Below are 19,705 nucleotides of genomic sequence, written 5' to 3'. Positions count from 1 at the left end.
TGAAACACGCCATCGGCCTTGATATCGGTCAAGCCCATCGATAGTATACCCCCCTATTCTATATGAGGACTCACCGTGTCCCACACCACTCTGCAGAAAAAGAAGCTCGTCGCCCGTGTCAGCCGCCTGAAGGGGCAGATGGAGGCGGTCGAGCGGGCGCTCGAGGCCGAGCGCCCCTGCGGCGAGATCCTGCAGCTGCTTGCCTCCGTCCGCGGCGCTCTGACCGGGCTGACCGGCGAGGTTTTGGACGATCACCTGCGCGAACATGTGCTGAATGCTGCCGACGACGCTGCAAGGGCGGAGGCGGTCGAGGAAATATCGGAAGTCTTGCGAACCTATATCCGCTGATTGCCGAGACGAAGGAGCCTGTAATGAGTGCCGGAATCGGGAAAGCTGCAATGAATACCTTTGAACACGACCATGTCTTCCTCGGCGCGGATCATCAGCGCAACGAGCGGCGCATCTGGCTGGTGATCGCGCTGACGGCGGTGATGATGGTGGCGGAAATCGCCGCCGGCACCGTCTACGGCTCCATGGCCCTGGTCGCCGATGGCTGGCACATGTCGACCCATGCCAGCGCTCTGCTGATTTCGGCGCTCGCCTATCTCTTCGCCCGCCGGCAGGCGCGCAATCCGCGTTTCACCTTCGGCACCGGCAAGCTCGGCGACCTCGCCGGCTTCGCCAGCGCCATCATCCTTGCGCTGATCGCCCTGCTGATGGCCTGGGAAAGCCTGTTGCGCCTCTCAAATCCCGTGCCGATCGGCTTTGCCCAGGCGATTGCCGTCGCCGTGATCGGCCTTGCCGTCAATCTCGTCAGCGCCTGGCTGCTTTCCGGCGGCGGCCATGCCGCGCATGGCAATCATGCGCACGCGCATCACCATCACGGCGACCACGCCCATCATGGTCATGGTCATGGTGATCACGGTCCCGGCCACGCAGAACCGGGCGACAACAATATCCGCGCCGCCTATCTGCATGTCATCGCCGATGCCTTGACCTCCGTGCTCGCCATCGCGGCGCTGACGCTCGGCAGCCTCTACGGCTGGCTCTGGCTCGACCCCATCATGGGCATCGTCGGCGGGCTGGTCATCGCCAATTGGTCCTGGAGCCTGATGAAATCCTCGGGCGGCGTCCTTCTCGACGTCGTCCCGCACGGCGAGACTTTGCCGGCGGAGATTCGCGAGGCGATCGAGACGGAGGAAGACCGGATCACCGATCTGCATGTCTGGCAGGTCGGCCCCGGCCACCATGCGGCGATCGTCGCGGTCGTCACCTCTGAGCCGCGCGAGCCGGCCTTTTACAAGGGCAGGCTTTCGGCGCTGACGGAATTGTCGCATGTGACGGTCGAGGTCACCCGCGCCGCGTGATCGGCGTGCGGCCGACAAAGTCGCTCGGCGAACAACAAGGTTGCTCGGCGGACGACATTGTCGCCGCGGGGACGAGATGCCGCCGCAATCGCCCCTTAGCTTTGTGTTCCTCACCGCCGGAGGAATCATGGATCTCAGTCTTACCCGCCGTATGCTGATAGGCTCGGCATTGTGCCTGCCTGCACTAACGCTTCCCGTCAGAGCCCAAGAGAAGAGCGAGGAAGACAACGACAACATCGAGCGGCGCCTTGCCGCGTTGGAAAAACGCACCGGCGGCCGTCTCGGCGTCTCGGTGCTCGACACTGAGACGAGCATTTCCTTCAACTATCGCGGCAGCGAAGCCTTTCCGATGTGCAGCACCTTCAAGGCGCTGGCAGCCGGCTTCGTGCTCGCCCGTGCCGACAAGGGCGAGGAAAGCCTCGACCGCCGGGTGACCTATGGAAAGGACAAGCTGGTCGACTATTCGCCGCTCAGCGAAAAACACGCCGGCACCGATGGCATGACGGTCGCCGAACTCTGCGAGGCGGCGGTGACCGTCAGCGACAACACGGCCGGCAACCTGCTGCTCGAAAGTTTTGGCGGTCCGGCGGGTTTGACCGACTGGCTGCGTTCGATCGGCGACGGCACGACGCGTCTCGACCGCACCGAACCGACGCTGAACGAGGGCAGGAAGGACGATCCGCGCGACACGACGACACCGGATGCGATGCTCGACACGCTCGGCAACCTGACGCTCGGCTCGATCCTCACCGAAGCCTCCTCAGACAGGTTGATCGCCTGGCTGGTGGCCAGCACCACCGGCGGCGAGCGGCTGAGAGCCGGCCTGCCTAAGGAGTGGAAAGTCGGCGACAAGACCGGTACCGGCCCGAACGGCTCCCTCGGCGATATCGCCGTCATCTGGCCGCCCGACCGCGGCCCGATCGTCGCGGCCGTCTATATCGCCGAGGCGACCGCGCCGGTGAAGGAGCTCAATCCCGTCTTTGCCGAAGTCGGCCGGATGATCGCCGAGATGGTTTGAGCGGGAAAATGCGAAGGGCATAATCGACAGCTGTCTGGTTCGCGGGTCTTTCTTCTGCAAGGAGAGGGCACCCTCTCCATCACGGCAGCGTATAGGCGATCACATAGTCGCCGGGCTTGGTGCCGACCGACCCGTGACCGCCGGCGACCATGACGACATATTGTTTGTTGTCATCGGCCGTATAGGTCATCGGCGTCGCCTGGCCGCCGGCGGGAAGCCGGGCCTGCCACAGCTCCCGGCCGTTGGTCACGTCGTAGGCGCGCAGGTAATTGTCGACCGCAGCCCCGAGGAAGGCGACGCCGCCCTTGGTCAGCATCGGTCCGCCGATGCCCGGCACGCCGACCTTGAAGGGCAGGGGTAGCGGCGTCATGTCGTGCACGGTGCCGTTCTTGTGCATGTAGGCGATCTTGCCGGTGCGCAGATCGACGCCGGCGACATAGCCCCATGGCGGCGCCTGGCAGGGGATTTTGAGCAGCCCGAGGAACGGACCCATGAAGACGCCGTAGGGCGCGCCGTCATTGCGGTTGAGCCCCTGTTCGCTGCCCTTCTCGTCCTGGCCGCGCGGCGGAATGTCGGCGGCCGGCACCAGGCGCGAGGTGAAGGCGAGATAGGTCGGCATGCCGAACATGATCTGCCGCTCCGGATCGACCGCGACCGAGCCCCAGTTGAAGGTGCCGAAATTGCCGGGATAGACGATCGTGCCCTTCAGCGACGGCGGAGTATAGCGGCCCTCGTAGCGGTAACGATGGAAGTCGATGCGGCAGGCGAGTTGGTCAAACAGCGACACGCCCCACATATCCTTCTCCTTGAGCGGGTCGGGCGAGAAGGTTAGATCGGAGATCGGCTGCGTCGGCGAGGTGTGGTCGCCGGAGACCGCACCATCAGGCGCTGGAATCTCCTTGACCGGGATGATCGGCTCGCCGCTGCGCCGGTCGAGCACATAGAGATCGCCTTGCTTGGTCGGGCCGACCAGGGCCGGAACGACGCTGCCGTCCGGTTTCGTCAGGTCGATCAGCGCCGGCTGGGCCGGCACGTCCATGTCCCAGAGATCGTGATGCACTGTCTGGCGCACCCAGCGCAATTGGCCGGTGGCGATGTCGAGGGCGACGATCGAGGAGGAGAATTTCTCGACATTGTCGCTGCGGTTGATGCCGATCTGGTCGGGCACCTGGTTGCCGAGCGGGATGTAGACCAAGCCGAGGCCCTCGTCGACGCTGAAGACCGACCAGCTGTTCGGCGAATTGGTCGTATAGGTCTGGCTATCGGTGATCGGCATCGTCACGTCGGGATTGCCGGAATCCCAGTTCCAGAGCAGCGCGCCGGTATTGATGTCGAAGGCGCGGATGACGCCGGATTGTTCCTCAGTCGAATAGTTGTCGTTCACCGCGCCGCCGACGATGATCTTGCCTGCCACGGCTACCGGCGGCGAGGTGGAATAATAATAGCCGGCCGGGTTGTAGCGCATGCCGGTTTCCAGATGCAGCACGCCCTGATCCGCAAAGCTGGTGCACACCTTGCCGTCCGCCGCGTCGAGCGCGATCAGCCGGGCATCGGAGGTCGGCAGGTAGACGCGCTCGGCGCAGGGCTGGCCGGCGGCCACATTGGGATCGGCATAATAGGTGACACCGCGGCAGGTCTGATGCTGCCGGTTGGGGTTCATCCCGGAATTGGCGTCGTATTTCCATTTCTCCTTGCCGGTTTTGGCGTCGAGCGCGATCGCCCAGTTGTGCGGCGTGCAGAGATAGAGCGTGTCCTTCACCTTGAGCGGGGTCACCTGATAGGTCGTCTCGCCGACATCGTCCGGGCGTTTGACGTCGCCGGTCTGGTATCGCCACGTCTCCTTGAGGGTGGAGACGTTCTCGGCGGTGATCTGGTCGAGCGGCGAATAACGCTGGCCGAAGGGCGTGCGCCCATATTGATGCCATTCGCCGTCGGGGACGCTGCCGCCGAAGGCGGGGTTGGCGGCGACCTGATCCTTCGGCAGTTCGCCGGCAAGATCGTGCGGGTCTGTCGTCATCGAATAGAGCGCGACGAGGATGGCGAGAATGACAGGCACGGCGAGCGGCCAGGGATTGGCGCCGTAGGTGATGCCCGTCGGGCTGCGAAAGCCGAGCGGCCGGCGGATCCACGGCGTCAGCAGCCAGAGCCCGAGCAGGATGATCATGCCGCCGCGCGGGCCGAGCTGCCACCAGTCGAAGCCGACCTCCCAGATCGCCCAGGCGAGTGCTGCGACGACGAGCACCGCATAGACCCAGAGCGCCACCGCCTTGCGCATCAACAGCAGCCCGGCGGTGATGAGGAACATCAACCCGGCGAACAGATAAAATATGCTGCCGCCGAGCGTGACGAGCCAGAGCCCGCCGCCGCTAAGCGTAAGCCCGATGATGATGAAGAACACGGAGGTGATGACGATCGCCATAAGGGCTGTCTCCCGCTGAGGTTAGCCGGGGTGAAGGATCGGCGGAAAAGTCCCGCCGATCAGGCAGATAGCGCGAAGGAAATGCCTTTCAACGGCCATATTTGCCGCAGGCTGCGGCGGCCATTGGACATGCACGGACCAGGCTCGATACAGCCTGGCATAGCGCTTTTAGGCTCAGCAACCGTTGTGCCAGCCGGATGAAGCCGATCGCTGTGAGGCGGCCACTGGAAGGCAAGACCGCAGTTACGTCCCGCAGAAGGTCGCGAGCACCCGTTCGTCCGGCTTCGGCGGTTCCATATAAGCGGCAAAGCCCGGCTGGTCTTCATAGGGTTTCGAAAGCACGGTCAGCAGCGCCTCGAACAGCGAGAAATCGCCGTTCTCGACCGCGGCCTCGATCGCCTGTTCGACCCGGTGATTGCGCGGAATGAAGACCGGATTGACGCTGCGCATGGCCAGAGTGCGCTGAGGCGCCGTCTGCGGATCGCGCGACAGTCTCTCGCGCCACTGCGTGAGCCAGGTGCCGCAGGCCTCCGGTTCGCGAAAACTCGCGGCAAAGGCAGGTTCCACAGCGCCGTCGCCGGCAAGATCCGACAGCCGCCGGAAAGCCAGGGTGAAATCGGCGCCCTGCGCCTGCATCAATGACAGCAGCGCCTGCACCAGGTCGAGATCTCCGTCCTCTTCGCCGGCAAGACCGATTTTCTCTCGCATGCCGGCCAGCCACGCAGCCTGGAACCGTTCGCCATAGGCTCGGATCACCGCATTCGCTTTGTCGACCGCGCCGTCGGGCTCTTCGTCGATCAGCGGCAGCAGCGTTTCGCCGAGCCTTGCGAGGTTCCATTGGCCGATGCCGGGCTGGTTGGCATAGGCATAGCGGCCATGCTGGTCGATCGATGAGAAGACGGTGGCCGGATCATAGGTATCCATAAAGGCGCAGGGGCCGAAATCGATCGTCTCGCCGGAAACGGTCATATTGTCGGTGTTCATCACCCCATGGATGAAACCGACATGCAGCCAACGGGCAATCAGCGCCGCCTGCCGCTCCGAGACCGCCGAAAACAGTGAAAGATATGGATTGTCAGCCGTTTTCAGGGTGGGGTAATGCCGGTCGATCACATAGTCGGCCAGCGCTCGCACGCCGTCGGCATCGCCCCTGGCTGCGAAGTACTGGAAGGTGCCGACGCGGATATGGCTTGCCGCGACCCGGGTGAAGACCGCGCCCGCCAGCACCTCTTCCCGGTAGACCGGCTCGCCTGTGGTCACCGCCGCCAACGCCCGCGTGGCCGGAATGCCGAGCGCAAACATCGCTTCGCTGATGATATATTCGCGCAGCACCGGCCCGATTGCCGCCCGCCCATCGCCGCGGCGCGAAAAAGGCGTGGGTCCGGCGCCCTTCAGCTGGATATCGAAGCGCCTGCCGCTGCGGTCGATCACCTCGCCGAGCAGGATCGCCCGCCCGTCGCCGAGCTGCGGCGAGAAGCCGCCGAACTGATGGCCCGCATAGGCCATCGCCAGCGGTTCGGCACCTTCGGGAACCAGATTTCCGGAAAAGATCGCCGCGCCGTCGCGCCGCAACGCCTCGACGTCGAGCCCGAGCTCGGCAGCCAGCGGCTCGTTGAGCTTGATCAGCGAGGGCTCCGCCACCGAAGTCGGCGTCTGCGCCGCAAAGAAGCGCTCGGGCAAGCCGGCATAGCTGTTGTCGAACGGAAAGGCCGCGGCGGCCCGGTTTTTCTGCAGGGTGGAGGTCATGCTTCATAGGTAGGGCCGGGGTGCGCTTGGCGCAAGCCGGTTTGGTTGAAGACCCCAAAGCCCTTCACGAAGAACAGGCCGATGCAAGGAATCGTGATCTGCCTTTACCTCTCGTCAAAGCTGGTTTGCCATAAACGACATAGCGCCGCCATGATCGGGAGCGTATAGCAAATCGTCTGCCCTTGGCTTTGCGCCATGTCATCCCCGCGGCCCTGCTGCCTGCTGTGCTCCGCCGCGCCACCGCGAGTGATTCCGGACGATGTCGGATCAGATTTACCAGGCGCCGATGGTTCGGCGCGCCGCGCCCAATTTCCGGGTGATCGCGATGATTGTCGCGAGTGCGATGCTGATGGAAAATATCGACGCGACTGTGCTTGCGACCGCGCTGCCCACCATGGCGCGCGATTTCAGCGTCAGCGCGCCGGCCATGTCGATCGCCCTGACCTCCTATCTCCTCAGCCTGGCGATCTTCATTCCCGCGAGCGGCCGGATGGCCGACCGTTTTGGCTCTCGCACCGTCTTCCGCGCGGCCATATCCGTCTTCGTGATCGGCTCGATCTTTTGTGCGCTGGCGCCGACGCTGTCGTTCCTGGTGCTGGCGCGGCTGCTTCAGGGCATAGGCGGTGCGATGATGATGCCGGTCGGCCGCCTCGTGCTGATGCGCAGCGTCGACCGCAAGGATATGGTCAGCGCCATGTCCTGGCTGCTGGTGCCGGCGTTGATCGGGCCGATCGTCGGCCCGCCGCTCGGCGGCTTCTTCGTCACCTATCTCGACTGGCGCTGGATCTTCTACATCAACGTGCCGATCGGCATCATCGGCATGATCTTCGTGTCGATCTACATCGACGAGGTGAAGGGCAAGGCGAGCGGCCCGTTCGATACGCTCGGCTTCGTCCTTTCCGGCATCTCGCTCGGTTCGTTGCTCTTCGGCTTCGAAATGTCGAGCCACGAAGGCGAGGGCGCCTTCTCGATCTTCCTGATCGCTATCGGCCTGCTCTTCGGCATCGCCTATCTCCGGCACGCCCGCAAGCATCCGTCGCCGATCATGGATTTCTCGCTGATGAAGGTAGCGAGCTTCGGCACGTCGGTGATCGCCGGGTCGCTGACGCGCATCACCCAGGGCGCCCAGCCCTTCCTGCTGCCGCTGCTCTTCCAGATCGGCTTCGGCCTGTCCGCCGCTGCGGCCGGCCAGATCGTCATCGCCACAGCACTTGGCGCTCTCGCCATGAAACCGATGGCGAAGTTCGTCTTCCGCCGGCTGGGGTTCCGCCGAAGCCTGGTCCTCAACGGCATCTTCGGCACGGTCGGCTATGGCCTCTGCGCCGCCTTCCGGCCGGATTGGCCGATGCCGCTGATCTTCCTCGTCCTGATCCTCAGCGCCTTCTTCCTGTCGTTCCAGTTCACCGCCTACAACACCATTGCCTATGACGAGATCGACAAGGAGCGGATGAGCTCGGCCACGAGTTTCTACACCACCTTCCAGCAGCTCATGCTGTCGCTCGGCATCTGCATCGGGGCCTTAGCGCTGCACGGTTCCATGGCCTTTAGCGGGGCTGAAACGCCTGCGCTTGGTGATTTCTCGGCCGCCTTTATCGTCGTCACGATCATCTCGATCACCGCCACCTTCTGGAACCTGCGCTTCTCGCCGACCGCCGGCGAGGAGATCAGCGGCTACAAGGTGAAACGGACGAAAACTGATGCGACATGCATAAAAACAAAGGCTTGAAGCCCCTCGCTTGAATCAAATTCTGCGCCGGACTTCAGCCCTCCATCGCTGCCGCCATGTCCGCGAGCTTGCGCACGGTGTTGAGGTTGCGCGACGTTCCTGGCTTCAGCGCCGGCAGCTTCAGCTTCGAGCGGCCGGACCCATTGGGGTAATGCACATAGATTTCGCGGGCCGCGAGCTTTGCCTCCTCGCCATCAGGCGCCACCATTTTATCAAGCGCATCGGCAGGCGGTTTTTCGGGCAGGAAATAGACGAGCAGGAAGTTCGGTTTGGCCTTGGGAAAAGGTGCGTTGGCGGCAATGGCGTCGAGCTCGTTGCGGCTTCGCACCATCACCCCCGGCCGCTTGCCCATCTTCTGCCCGAGCGCTGCGTCGAGCTTTTCCTCTACGGTCGTTTCGGATTCGTCCGAGCGGAAGAGTACATTGCCGCTTTGGATGTAGGTTTTCACGTCGGCAAAGCCGAGGCCTTCGCAGATAGCCTTGAGCTCAGCCATCGGGAGCGACCCGGTGCCCCCGACGTTTACGGCGCGGAGGAGGGCGATGTAGACTGCCATTTCTTTCTCCCTCGACTGTCGTGCCGTTCCAGCCCCCTCTGCCATGGGGGAGATGCCCGGCAGGGCAGAGGGGGGCGACCACGGCGCTCCCTAAAGATTTCACATCTTCCCCGCCACCTTGATGGCAAACGCATACTCGAACGCAATCTCTTCCAGCCGCTGAAACCGCCCCGACGCGCCGCCGTGGCCGGCGTCCATGTTGGTCTTGAGCAGGATCGGCGCCTCGCCGGTCGTTTCCTCACGCAGCTTCGCCACCCACTTGGCGGGTTCCCAATAGGTGACGCGCGGGTCGGTCAGGCCGCCGAGCGCCAGGATCGGCGGGTAGGCTTTGGCGCCGACATTGTCGTAGGGCGAGTATGAGGCGATCTGCTCGTATTCTTCCCGACTGTCGATCGGGTTGCCCCATTCCGGCCATTCCGGCGGGGTGAGCGGCAAAGTATCGTCGAGCATCGTGTCGAGCACGTCGACGAAGGGAACGGCGGCGATGATGCCGGCAAACTTCTCCGGCGCCATGTTGGCAACCGCCCCCATCAGCATGCCGCCGGCCGATCCGCCCTCGGCGATGATCTTCGCGTAAGAGGTGAACTTCTGTTGATTCAGATAGTCGGCGGCAGCGACGAAGTCCTTGAAGGTATTCGTCTTCTTGTCCATCTTGCCGTCTTCGTACCAGGAAAACCCCTTGTCCTTGCCGCCGCGGATATGGGCGATGGCATAGACGAAGCCGCGATCGGCGAGCGACAGGCAGTTGGTGTTGAAACCGGCCGGAATGGTGATGCCGTAGGCGCCGTAGCCATAGAGCAGGCAGGGCGCGCTGCCGTCGAGCGCGGTGTCTTTGCGATAGAGCAGGGTGACCGGCACTGTCTCGCCGTCCCATGCCGGGGCGAAGACGCGGCGGGTGATGTAATCGTCGGGATTGTGACCCGACGGCACCTCCTGCGTCTTCAGGAGCGTGCGCTCGCGGGTCACCATGTTGTAATCATAAAGCTGCGACGGCGTCGTCATCGACGAATAGGAGAAACGAACGACATCCGTGTCGTATTCCGCCGCGCCCGAGAGCCCGAGCGAATAGGCTTCCTCGGCAAAGGCGATCGCATGTTCCTCGCCGGTCCTGCGGTCGCGGATCATGATCTGCGGCAGTCCGTCCTTGCGCTCCAGCCACAGAAGATTGCGGGCATAGGCCATGTGGCTGATAATCAGCGTGCCGGGCTTGTGGGCGACCACTTCGCGCCAGTTTTCCTTGACCGGATTGTCGGCCGGCGCTTGCATGATCTTGAAGTCCTTGGCGCCGCCATCATTCGTCAGGATGTAAAAGACGTCGCCGCCCTCGGTCAGCGAATACTCGATGCCTTCCTCGCGCGCCGCCACCAGCTTCGGCTCGGCGGTGAGATCCTTGGTCGACAGCAGCCGGTATTCGCTGGTCTCGTGGTCGTGAATATCGATATAGATGAAGTCGTCGAGCAGCGAGCCGCCGACGCCCATGAAAAAGCCGGCATCGGCTTCCTCATAGACCAGCTGGTCTGCCGATTGCGGCTGGCCGACAATATGGTGGAACACCTTCGAAGGCCGGTGGTTCTCGTCGAGCGCCGAATAGAAGAAGCTCTTGCCGTCGGGCGCCCAGACGCCGCCGCCGCCGGTATTCTCGATCCGGTCTTCGAGGTCTTGTCCGGTCGCGAGGTCGCGCACCTTCAGCGTAAAGAATTCCGAACCCTTATCGTCATAGCCCCAGATGCCGCGGCTATGGTCGCTCGAATGGTCGAGACCGCCGAGACGGAAATAGGCCTTGCCTGATGCCTCCTTGTCGCCGTCGAGCAGCACGGTGCGGATCGTCTCGTCGGCGACGTTGCCGTCGCGGGCGATGCGGAAAAAGCGCGGCTGTTCGCCGCCTGTGACATAAAACGTGCCGTAGGCATAGGCGCCGTCCTTCATCGGCACCGAACTGTCGTCTTCCTTGATGCGGCCGCGCATTTCGGAAAACAGCACCTTCTGCAGCGGCTTGGTGTCTTCCATCGCCGCATTCATATAGGCGTTTTCAGCTTCGAGATGCCGGCGGATCTCGGGATCGAGGATCGAGGGATCTTTGAACATCGCCTGCCAGTTGTCGGCGCGCAGCCAGGCATAGTCGTCCGTGCGGGTGATGCCGTGGCGCGTATCGGAAACGGGCTTTTTCGGTGCGGCAGGCGGTGTCGGCAGGCTTTTGAAAACGGACAAGGAATGGCTCCGGTGGGAATGTCGGGTTGGCAAGAGATAGAGGCGCACTGGTCCCGGATCAAGCGTCAAAGGTGCGCCAAGGGTGCGGGTGGCCTTCCACAAGCAAGGAGGCGGCTCCGCCCGCCTTGCCTTGATGTCACCACAATATTTAAGAATGTCCGCTCTCACAGAGCGAAAATTGCACGCGCCAAGCCTCCGGCAAGCTGCCTGCGGCAGGGTGAAAAATGGACAACAGCAAGGGATTTCTCCGCAATGCCGAAACGTCTGCTCCTGTTTGTATCCCTCGTCAGCCTTGCTGCCCCTGCCTTTGCCGTCGATCCCGCCATCAAGAAGCAACTTGAAAAACTCGATCCCTCGACCCGTCTGGAACAGAGCTGCGACACCGAGGCGATGAGCCGCATCAACCAGGAAAGCGCCGGCTTCAAGCCCGACAAGGTGATCGCCTATACCTTCAAGGACCCGATCCCCGGCGATAATTCGCTGCAGGCCCCGGGCGCGGTCTTCCGCAGCAAGGGCGATTGGTATCATCTCTCCTACAATTGCATCACCGGCCCGCAGCATATCAACGTGCGCGAACTCGACTACCAGATCGGCGACAAGGTGCCGCGCGAGAAGTGGGACAAGTATTATCTCTACGATTGATGCCCTTGGCTTTGTTCGGGCGGCAGCGGTGACATCCGGCCACATGGCGCCATGCAAAAGCATCCGCTAAAATCTGTCGAAACCGACTTGTAGAAGCCTCTGATATGAACCGCATCCTGCTCGCTTCGGCGTTCCTTCTGACCACCATCGCTCCCGTACTGGCGGACGAGCTACCGTCAGCGCTGCCAGCCTCGGCCGCTGTGAGCGCGGCCCCGAGAGCGCCGGTGGCAAAGCTCGTCGAGCCGCATCTGCATATCGCCCGCTCCAACCTTGCTGGCCATGCCCGCATTGCGCTGACCTTCGATGCCTGCATGGGGCAGGCAGATGAGCGCATCCTGTCGACGCTGGTGCGCGAACGCATCCCGGTGACGATCTTCGTCACCGCCCGCTGGCTGAAGCATAACCCTGCCGCGGTTGCCGTGTTCCTGCAGAACCCCGATCTCTTCGAACTCGAAAATCACGGAGAGAACCATATTCCGGCCGTCGACACGCCGACGCTGATCTATGGCATCGCCTCGGCGGGCTCGCCGCAGGCGGTAAGGCAGGAGGTCGAAGGCGGCGCTGCCGCCATGGTCGCGGCCGGGATTCCGGCGCCGCGCTGGTTCCGCGGCTCGACCGCCAAATATGACCTTTCCGCCATCGGCGAAATCCGCGCCATGGGATATCGCATCGCCGGTTATTCGGTAAACGGCGACGGCGGCTCGCTGCTTGGGGCTGCGATTACCGAAAAGCGCATCGCCTCGGCCAAGGATGGCGATGTCGTCATCTCCCACGTCAACCAGCCAACCCATGCCGCGGGCGAGGGCGTGGCCAAGGCGCTGGTCGACCTGAAAGCCAAGGGCGTGCAATTCGTCCGTCTCGAGGACGTCGAGGATATGGGCGACGACAAAACGACGGAGTAGTTTTGTAGGGCGTGCCGTGTGAGCCCCCTCTGCCCTGCCGGGCATCTCCCCACAGGTGGGGAGATCACAAGTGGCCAAACCTTCGCGCTCGTTTACCGCTCCGGCGGGCTGCAACGCCAGTTGTTTGGGGAAGCCGTTGCGTCCAGCCAATCTCCGCACCTGTGGGGGAGATGCCCGGCAGGGCAGAGGGGGGGCTGGCACGGCACAACAGTCCATCCGAAGCCTTTACCGCAGTTCACTCCCAGCCCCCAACCTATCCTCTCCAAACCGCCGCAGCCCCGGCCCATCCCTGTCGAGCGCGAAATCCTCGAACCAGTCGCGATGCATGCCTGCGAGCATCGCCCCGATCATCTGGGCTGCGAGATAGGAAAAGGTGATGCCGTTGCCGCCGTAGCCGTAGGCGGCGAGCACATGCGGCATCTCAGGCACCGGGCCGATCAGCGGCAGGCCGTCGGTCGTTTCGCCGAAGGTTCCGCACCAGGCGTGTTCCACCCGCGTATCAGCCTTCGGCCATAGCCGCCTTACTTTCTCCTGGATCGCGATGGTCTTGGCCGGCAGCTTGCGGTCGCGGGCTTCGGGATCGGCCGTGCCGTCATCCTCGCCGCCGGCGACGATGCGATTATCCTCGGTCGTGCGCAGGTAGAGATAGGGGTGGCTATCCTCCCAGATCAGCGCCCTGTCGCGCCAGAAATTTGCCGGGTCCTGAGGCACGGTGGCGAGCGCCCAGCTCGAGCTGGTGCGGTGCAGCTTCGGCATGTCGATGCCCGGCATCGAATAGCCGGTCGCAAGCACGGCGCGCCGCGCCTCGATGATATGGCCTCCGTCCGTCTCCGCCGTGACGTGATCGCCTTCGCTGTGAAGTGCTGTGACGGAGGCGCTCACCAGTCGCGCGCCGCGCCGGACGGACATTTCGATCAACGCCCAGGTCAGAAGCAGCGGGTCGCACTCCGCCGAACCCGGTGAATAGATCGCCCCATCCCGGTCGAACTCAAATTGCGTGAAGAGATCGGGATGTTCGAGATAGACGCCGGGCAGGCCGGCCCGGCGGCGAAGCTGGCGCTCATCGAGGAGATTGCGTGCCCCTTCGCGACCCTCGGCGAGATAGAGCGTGTTGCGCGGCCGGAAGCCGCAGGCAATCCCGTTTGCGGCGATCAGCTTGGAAAGGCCGGCGACCGCAGCACCGCTGCGGCGATAGATGCCGGCGGCGCGTTCGAAGCCGTAATAGTCCTCAAGCTCGATGAGCGTGCTGTCGATTTCCCATTGCAGCATCGCCGTGCTCGCCACGGTGCTGCCGAAACCGGGCTTCTCCCGGTCGATGATAACAACGGAAAAACCGCGCGCCGTCAGGTGTTCGCCGACCAAAGCGCCAGTGATGCCGCCGCCGATCACGGCGACGTCGGTGGAAAAGCTTTGCTCCATCGGCCGCCACTCCGGCCGTACGCCGCTTTTTCCCCAGAGAGAACGGCCGCTGACCATCTGGTCGTGATCGGATTCGTCGAGATCGAGATCAGAGGCCACGCATGTCTCCCCGGTTGATCATTTCGGCAGTTGCGGCTGCGGCTTTTCCTCGATCAGCAATTCCTCGATGATCGTGATGACGATCAGCGACAGCGGCAGCGCCAGCATAGCGCCGACGGCGCCCCACATCCATGTCCAGAACAGAATGGCGAGAAAGACGACGAAAGGGTTGATTTCCAGCCGCCGTCCCATCACCGCCGGGAAGATCAGGTTTTCCATGAGAAGATGCACGGTAAAGAAGGCCGCGGCCGGTATCAGGCCAATGACGAGGTCATCATGGGAGAGAATGCCGGCGACCGCGACGGCAAGCGTCATCAGCGTGATGCCGAGGTAGGGAATGAAGCTCGACAGGAAGGCGAAGAAGCCCCAGAGCACCGGCGCCGCCAGCCCGCCCGTATAAGCGATGACAGTCATGACGACGCCGAGCCCGATATAGATCAGCGAGGCTGTGGCGAAGTAGAAGCCAAGCACCTGCTCGACGGCATTGATGACGCGGATTGCCGCCAGGCGTTGCGTGCGGGTGCGGAAGGTCATGATGATCGTCTTGCGCAGGTTGACCCGGCTGGCCAGGAAGAGCAGCAGCGCCGCAAAGAAGATCATCCCCTGCACGACAGCCGGCGTCAGGCTGGTCGTCACCACATGCAGCACGTTGCCGGTGTTTTCGAGCAGCGCACCGATCGACATCGGCCCGCTTTCGAATGTCGCCGGCGTGATATGCAGCCATTGGATGCGCTCGAGATAAGGCATGACGCGGTCGATGGTCCGCTCGGCAAAGGCCGGCCCCTCATTGGCAAACGTCATCAGCGGGCCGGCGAGCGAGTTGATCACCAGGAAGATCACCAGCGCCACGCCGCTTGACAGCATGAAGGCGTTGGCCAGTCGCGGCACGCCCATCCTGCTGAGTTTTTCCGCCGCCATGCCGAGGATCATCCCGACGACGACGGCAAGTGTGATCGGAATGAGGATCAGCGACATCATGTAGACGGCGGCAAGGCCGAGAATGCCGAAGATGCCAATGATCGCCCAGGCCATGCTGATATCGAGACCGTCCTTTTCCAGCCGGTGCAGCGGTGGCGGCGGCAGCTCTTCGGCTGCCTCCTTCAGCGTCTGCGCCCAGGCGCTGGTGCGGCGTTCGCCGATCGCGATCTTCTTTGCCTGTTTGCGGATGCCGTTGGCGATGCCCATGCGGTGAGGTCCCCGAAGCCTCATTGCTTCGTCACGAAAACGCGCCGATGCGGTTCCGGTTCCGTGGGGGCCTCCAGGGCGCTTGCCGCGTGTCTTCGCGCATGGAGCATTCCATGCGTGAACGTCTCCAGTCGCTAAAGCGCGTCGCATCAAATTTGATGCATGCGACGCGCTTTAGTCATTTGTTTGTATGCATGTCGCCCGGAAACACCGGGCACTTCTGGGCGACATGCATCAAGGCTGATCTGTCACGGCAAGGAAATTACGCCAAAAGCGTCAGGCCGATGCCCCACGGGTCCCTGAGGAACACGCCGCCATCGCGCTTCTCGCTCTTGATCTCCAGCGCGTCGAGCTTGGAGATCGCCGCATCCAGCGTCGCCTTGTCGTTGAACCGGACCTTGTAGTCCGAAAGTCCGGTCATATTGTCGGCGCGTGCGACAGCACCCCTGCTGTTCCAGATATTGGCGGCGATATGATGATGGTAGCCGCCGGTCGCAAAGAAACTCGCGCCGGGTCGACTCGCCATCAGCTTGAGGCCGAGGACGTCGCGGTAAAAGGCGTCGGCCTGAGGGATGTCGCCGACCTGCAGATGCAGGTGGCCGATCGCCGTTCCCACAGCCATGCCGCTCCAGTGCTCATCGGCCGCGCTGTCATAGAGCGCCTGCAGGTCGAGGCGCAGCGTTGCCATGTCGACCATGCCGTCCTGATCGAATTTCCATTGTTCGTGCGGCCGGTCGGCATAGATTTCGATCCCGTTGCCTTCGGGGTCGGACAGATAGATTGCCTCGCTGACGAGATGATCCGAGGCGCCGTCGAGCACGACGTTATTGTTGGCGGCATGGCGTAGCCAGCGTGCAAGTTCCGCCCGATCCGGCATCAGGAAGGCGGTGTGGAAAAGGCCGGCGGCATTGCGCGGCGCGATTGCGGCATCCTTGGCAGTCGTCAGCGTCAAAAGCGGCAGATCCCCGACACCCAGCACTTGCCCGCTCGCCGTCTTCTCGATGACCTTCAGCCCGAGCATCGATTGATAGAAGCCGGAAACGACAGTGAGGTCGGTCACCACGAGATGCGACTGGTCGATATAGGCTGGCCGCGTCAGCGCATAGGAAGTTTCGGTCGTCATGGATTGTTCTCCTGCTCCTGATCTGGCCTGTAGAATGGACGGCGCGCCGGCGGTGGCGGCGAATGTGCCGCGCATGGCAAGGCCGAGAAAGCTTCGTCGATTCATCCGCCTCTGCCTCCTCTGGGCTGCCGTACCTGATCCCTATATGGCGGATTCCGATTGTTCACAGAAGATCCGTTTTTGAAGATGAAGCGTTGAGCAGGTGTTGACGATGACGTCCACTTGATCGCGGTCAAAGTGTCCATATCTTCTTTAGAGGAAGCTTATGCATCTCAGTCATGGAGGGAAGCCATGTACAGGAAGATCATCGTGGCGATCGCGCTCGGCGGCATCGAAAAGGGAGGCACGATCCTCCGCAAGGCCGCGTCCCTGCTCGACGACGGCGGCGAGATCGTAGCGCTCAACGTCATCGAGGATGTGCCGACCTATGTCGCGATCGAACTGCCGGCCAATATGGTCGAGGACGCCATGCAGGACAGCCGCGACACGCTAAAAGCGCTGATCGCCGCAACCGGAATTGCGGCAACCGTCGAGATCCGCAACGGCCCACCTGCCAAAGCGATCATTTCGACCGCCGAAAGCCACGGAGCCGACCTCATTATCGTCGCCTCGCATGTTCCGGACTTTTCCAATTACTTCATCGGCGCCACCGCCGACCGGGTCGTGCGCCACGCCAAATGCTCGGTGCTGGTCGACCGGCAGAAGGTTTGATGCGTAGCTGCTTCGCCGTCAATCAGCCTGTCACGAAGATTTACCGCCCGTGCGCTTTGCCGCAGTTGCGCACCCGTCGGTTCGATGCGACGATTGCAGTCGGGGTCTGAAACGGATTGGCGGGCATGGCCGAGTTCAACGGCATTCGCTGGGCTTACGACAGATATGAACTAATCGCCGATGGTATCGTCCATGGCGTCGGTCTCGTGCTGGCGCTGATCGGGGCCACCGTGCTGATCTTCTACGCCACGCTCTGGAGCTCCTACGGCGCGCTCGCTGCCGCCTGGATCTATGGCGTCGGGCTGGTGTTGACGCTGGCCATTTCCTTTTCCTACAACGCCTGGCCGGTCTCGCGCACCAAATGGTACCTGCGCCGCTTCGATCATTCGGCGATCTTCCTGTTGATCGCCGCCACCTACACGCCCTTTCTCGAACGCGGCGCCGACGACCCGCTGCTCTTGTTCATGCTGGTTGCGATCTGGCTGTTCGCCGCCGCCGGCATTATCCTGAAATGCGTCTTTCCCGACCGTTACGACCGTGTTGCCATCCTGCTTTATCTCGCCATGGGCTGGAGCGGCGTGCTGGTGGCCGGGCCTGTCGCTTCGCGCATTCCCTCCACCTCGATGCTGCTGATCGTCATCGGCGGGGTCATCTATTCGCTTGGCGTCATTTTCCATGTCTGGGAGAAGCTGCGCTTTCAGAATGCCATCTGGCACGGTTTCGTCGTCACCGCCGCGGCGGTGCATTATTCGGCCGTCTTCACCTGTTTTAGCCTGCCGGGGCCGGGCCTCTAATCACGGCCGTGCCCAAAGTCGCCGGTATTTCGCATCCGCCGTTTACATCGTTCGAGGCCGGGCGTATGCCCCTTTCGCAGACAATACGAACGGGCAATCATGACAGACGCTGTCCTCCTCCGCGATGCCACCGAAGCCGATCTCCCAGCCATCCGCGATATCTACAATCACGCCGTCGAGCACACGACGGCGATCTGGAACGATACGCTGGTCGATCTCGAAAACCGCCAGGAATGGATGAAGGCGCGCAAGGGCCGCGGGTTTCCGGTCATCGTCGCCGAGCTGGCAGGCAGGGTCGCGGGCTATGCCTCCTATGGCGACTGGCGCTCCTTTGATGGCTACCGCCACACCGTCGAGCATTCCGTCTATGTCGACAAGGATTGCCGCGGCGCCGGCATAGGCGAGCGCCTGATGCGGGAACTGATCACCCGTGCTGCGGCAGGAAATATCCACGTGATGATCGCCGGCATCGAGGCGGAGAACACCGCTTCGATCAGGCTGCATGAAAAGCTTGGTTTTCGCATTGCCGGCAGATTTTCCGAGGTCGGCACCAAGTTCGGCCGCTGGCTGGACCTCACCTGCATGGAGCTTCGCCTGCCTCTGGACTGATCCGGCATCCCATTGTGAAGGGCGCGCCATCTTTTTATTGTAGTCTGAGCTGTGTAAGAAAGTGGAGGCAGCCTGCTTCGCGCGAGGCGGCCTCAGAATGGTATGGAGGTGAACAGTTCAATGGCAATGCACGGATCGTCGCTCGGTCTCCTTGCCCTCGTCCTTCTGGCATTTGCGCCGGTTGCCGCCCCGGCGGCCGATTGCGGCAGCCTGGCCTCGCCGAAGCTCGACTGGCAGGAATGCACCAAGAAGAACCTGATGCTGCAGGGCAGTGATCTCGAAGGCGCCGACCTCGTCGGCACCGATTTCTCGCTGACGGATCTCGCCGGCGCCAACGTCAAATCCGCCAATCTCGAAAAGGCAACTTTGGTGCGTGCCTCACTCGAGGGCGCCCACGCCGAAGGCGCCAACTTCGCCAAGATCGAGGCCTATCGCGCCAGTTTCGCCAATATTGCCGCCGACGGCGCCTCCTTCGCCGGCGCCGAACTGCAGCGGGCCAATTTCGCCGGCGCCACGCTTGCCGGCGCGAGCTTCGAAAAGGCCGAGCTCGGCCGCGCCGATTTCGACAAGGCGGTGCTGACGGGCACGAAATTCTCGTTCGCCAATCTCTCCCGTGCCGATCTCTCCGGCGCCACCTTCGAAGGCCCGCCGATATTCGAGCGCGCTTTCATGTTCCTGACCCGCATCGAAGGCCTTGACCTCTCGGCCGCAGCCGGGCTCGAACAGGCGCAGATCGATCTCGCCTGCGGCGATGCCTCGACCAAGCTGCCGGCCGGCCTTTCGGCGCCGACAACCTGGCCATGCCCTGCCGAACACGAGTGATTGGGCGGGGGCCGGTTAGCGCCGGACGCTGCCCCTCACCCTAACCCTCTCCCCGTAAACGGGGCGAGGGGGCTTGCCATACGAGAGGTTTGTGGGGAACGGAGAGGGTGCGGCACACCACCTTCACCCCGCAAGCGGGGAGAGCGACTGTCTTATTTGTCAAGCGTTTTGCCATGGTCGTCCGTCCCTGATGATGGCATTGAGGATGGTGAGCAGCTTGCGCATAGTTGCGACGGTTGCGACGATCTTGGGCTTGCCGGCCGCGACCAGACGGTCGCGGAAGGCCTTGAGGTCGGGGTTGTACCGACTGGCGACGAGGGCGGCCATGAACAGCACAGCCCGCACCTTGCCGCGGCCGCCGC

The 19,705-nt window shown here is 62.9% G+C and carries 17 protein-coding genes and 1 pseudogene; 10 read left to right on the top strand and 8 right to left on the bottom strand.

What is annotated here, in order from left to right; all coding sequences use genetic code 11:
• The first annotated feature begins 75 nt into the window (after nt 1–75).
• The 3 genes from dmeR (at nt 76) to bla (ending at nt 2,385) form a co-directional block, all read left to right on the top strand.
• Nucleotides 76–348, top strand: a complete 273-nt coding sequence (gene dmeR, locus HJB83_RS13755) for a metal/formaldehyde-sensitive transcriptional repressor (protein WP_207583486.1) — start codon at nt 76–78, stop codon at nt 346–348.
• A gap of 23 nt (nt 349–371) precedes the next feature.
• The gene (gene dmeF, locus HJB83_RS13750) at nt 372–1,367 is read left to right on the top strand and encodes a CDF family Co(II)/Ni(II) efflux transporter DmeF (protein ID WP_221132136.1); all 996 of its coding nucleotides are present in this window, start codon (nt 372–374) and stop codon (nt 1,365–1,367) included.
• Nucleotides 1,368–1,494: 127 nt separating this feature from the next.
• Complete coding sequence (bla, locus tag HJB83_RS13745; RefSeq protein WP_221115344.1) at nt 1,495–2,385, top strand: class A beta-lactamase; 891 nt, start codon at nt 1,495–1,497, stop codon at nt 2,383–2,385.
• A gap of 79 nt (nt 2,386–2,464) precedes the next feature.
• Here the strand turns inward: bla and HJB83_RS13740 are convergent, their stop codons facing one another.
• Both HJB83_RS13740 and HJB83_RS13735 read right to left on the bottom strand, forming a co-directional pair.
• On the bottom strand, nt 2,465–4,804 hold the full coding sequence (locus HJB83_RS13740; protein ID WP_221115343.1) for a glucose/quinate/shikimate family membrane-bound PQQ-dependent dehydrogenase: 2,340 nt from the start codon (nt 4,802–4,804) through the stop codon (nt 2,465–2,467).
• A 243-nt stretch (nt 4,805–5,047) separates the two neighbouring features.
• Nucleotides 5,048–6,550, bottom strand: a complete 1,503-nt coding sequence (locus tag HJB83_RS13735; protein ID WP_207583490.1) for a YdiU family protein — start codon at nt 6,548–6,550, stop codon at nt 5,048–5,050.
• A 259-nt stretch (nt 6,551–6,809) separates the two neighbouring features.
• Here HJB83_RS13735 and HJB83_RS13730 point away from each other — a divergent pair, with 259 nt between their 5' ends.
• Nucleotides 6,810–8,276, top strand: coding sequence for a DHA2 family efflux MFS transporter permease subunit (locus HJB83_RS13730; protein ID WP_207583491.1), 1,467 nt, complete (start codon nt 6,810–6,812; stop codon nt 8,274–8,276).
• Nucleotides 8,277–8,310: 34 nt separating this feature from the next.
• Here the strand turns inward: HJB83_RS13730 and HJB83_RS13725 are convergent, their stop codons facing one another.
• Together HJB83_RS13725 and HJB83_RS13720 are read right to left on the bottom strand one after the other, a co-directional pair.
• The gene (locus HJB83_RS13725; protein ID WP_207583492.1) at nt 8,311–8,829 is read right to left on the bottom strand and encodes a DUF1697 domain-containing protein; all 519 of its coding nucleotides are present in this window, start codon (nt 8,827–8,829) and stop codon (nt 8,311–8,313) included.
• 99 nt (nt 8,830–8,928) lie between these two features.
• Nucleotides 8,929–11,037 (bottom strand): S9 family peptidase, encoded by a 2,109-nt coding sequence (locus HJB83_RS13720; RefSeq protein WP_221132135.1) that lies wholly within the window; start codon nt 11,035–11,037, stop codon nt 8,929–8,931.
• Nucleotides 11,038–11,289: 252 nt separating this feature from the next.
• Here HJB83_RS13720 and HJB83_RS13715 point away from each other — a divergent pair, with 252 nt between their 5' ends.
• Both HJB83_RS13715 and HJB83_RS13710 read left to right on the top strand, forming a co-directional pair.
• Complete coding sequence (locus tag HJB83_RS13715) at nt 11,290–11,679, top strand: DUF930 domain-containing protein (RefSeq protein ID WP_007626817.1); 390 nt, start codon at nt 11,290–11,292, stop codon at nt 11,677–11,679.
• Nucleotides 11,680–11,783: 104 nt separating this feature from the next.
• Nucleotides 11,784–12,581, top strand: coding sequence for a polysaccharide deacetylase family protein (locus HJB83_RS13710; RefSeq protein WP_207583494.1), 798 nt, complete (start codon nt 11,784–11,786; stop codon nt 12,579–12,581).
• 225 nt (nt 12,582–12,806) lie between these two features.
• Here the strand turns inward: HJB83_RS13710 and HJB83_RS13705 are convergent, their stop codons facing one another.
• From HJB83_RS13705 to HJB83_RS13695, 3 genes are all read right to left on the bottom strand, one after another.
• Entirely contained in the window at nt 12,807–14,099 is a 1,293-nt protein-coding gene (locus HJB83_RS13705; RefSeq protein WP_221132134.1) for an FAD-binding oxidoreductase, read from the bottom strand.
• A gap of 18 nt (nt 14,100–14,117) precedes the next feature.
• On the bottom strand, nt 14,118–15,284 hold the full coding sequence (locus tag HJB83_RS13700; protein ID WP_221132132.1) for an AI-2E family transporter: 1,167 nt from the start codon (nt 15,282–15,284) through the stop codon (nt 14,118–14,120).
• Between the two features lie 262 nt (nt 15,285–15,546).
• On the bottom strand, nt 15,547–16,512 hold the full coding sequence (locus HJB83_RS13695) for a VOC family protein (RefSeq protein WP_221132131.1): 966 nt from the start codon (nt 16,510–16,512) through the stop codon (nt 15,547–15,549).
• 186 nt (nt 16,513–16,698) lie between these two features.
• Between HJB83_RS13695 and HJB83_RS13690 the strand changes: the two genes are divergently transcribed.
• From HJB83_RS13690 to HJB83_RS13675, 4 genes are all read left to right on the top strand, one after another.
• Nucleotides 16,699–17,118 (top strand): universal stress protein, encoded by a 420-nt coding sequence (locus HJB83_RS13690; RefSeq protein ID WP_207583498.1) that lies wholly within the window; start codon nt 16,699–16,701, stop codon nt 17,116–17,118.
• 125 nt (nt 17,119–17,243) lie between these two features.
• Nucleotides 17,244–17,912, top strand: coding sequence for a PAQR family membrane homeostasis protein TrhA (gene trhA, locus HJB83_RS13685; protein ID WP_221115337.1), 669 nt, complete (start codon nt 17,244–17,246; stop codon nt 17,910–17,912).
• Between the two features lie 99 nt (nt 17,913–18,011).
• Nucleotides 18,012–18,521: a GNAT family N-acetyltransferase gene (locus HJB83_RS13680; RefSeq protein ID WP_207583500.1), complete on the top strand. Its 510-nt coding sequence runs from the start codon at nt 18,012–18,014 to the stop codon at nt 18,519–18,521.
• Between the two features lie 120 nt (nt 18,522–18,641).
• Entirely contained in the window at nt 18,642–19,343 is a 702-nt protein-coding gene (locus HJB83_RS13675) for a pentapeptide repeat-containing protein (RefSeq protein WP_207583501.1), read from the top strand.
• A 159-nt stretch (nt 19,344–19,502) separates the two neighbouring features.
• Here the strand turns inward: HJB83_RS13675 and HJB83_RS13670 are convergent.
• Nucleotides 19,503–19,705, bottom strand: a pseudogene (locus HJB83_RS13670) (IS110 family transposase); the annotation flags it as partial.

The sequence above is a fragment of the Rhizobium sp. NZLR11 genome, from assembly GCF_019685115.1.
Taxonomy (GTDB): Bacteria; Pseudomonadota; Alphaproteobacteria; order Rhizobiales; family Rhizobiaceae; genus Rhizobium.
This window is presented reverse-complemented; position numbering and strand designations above follow the sequence as displayed.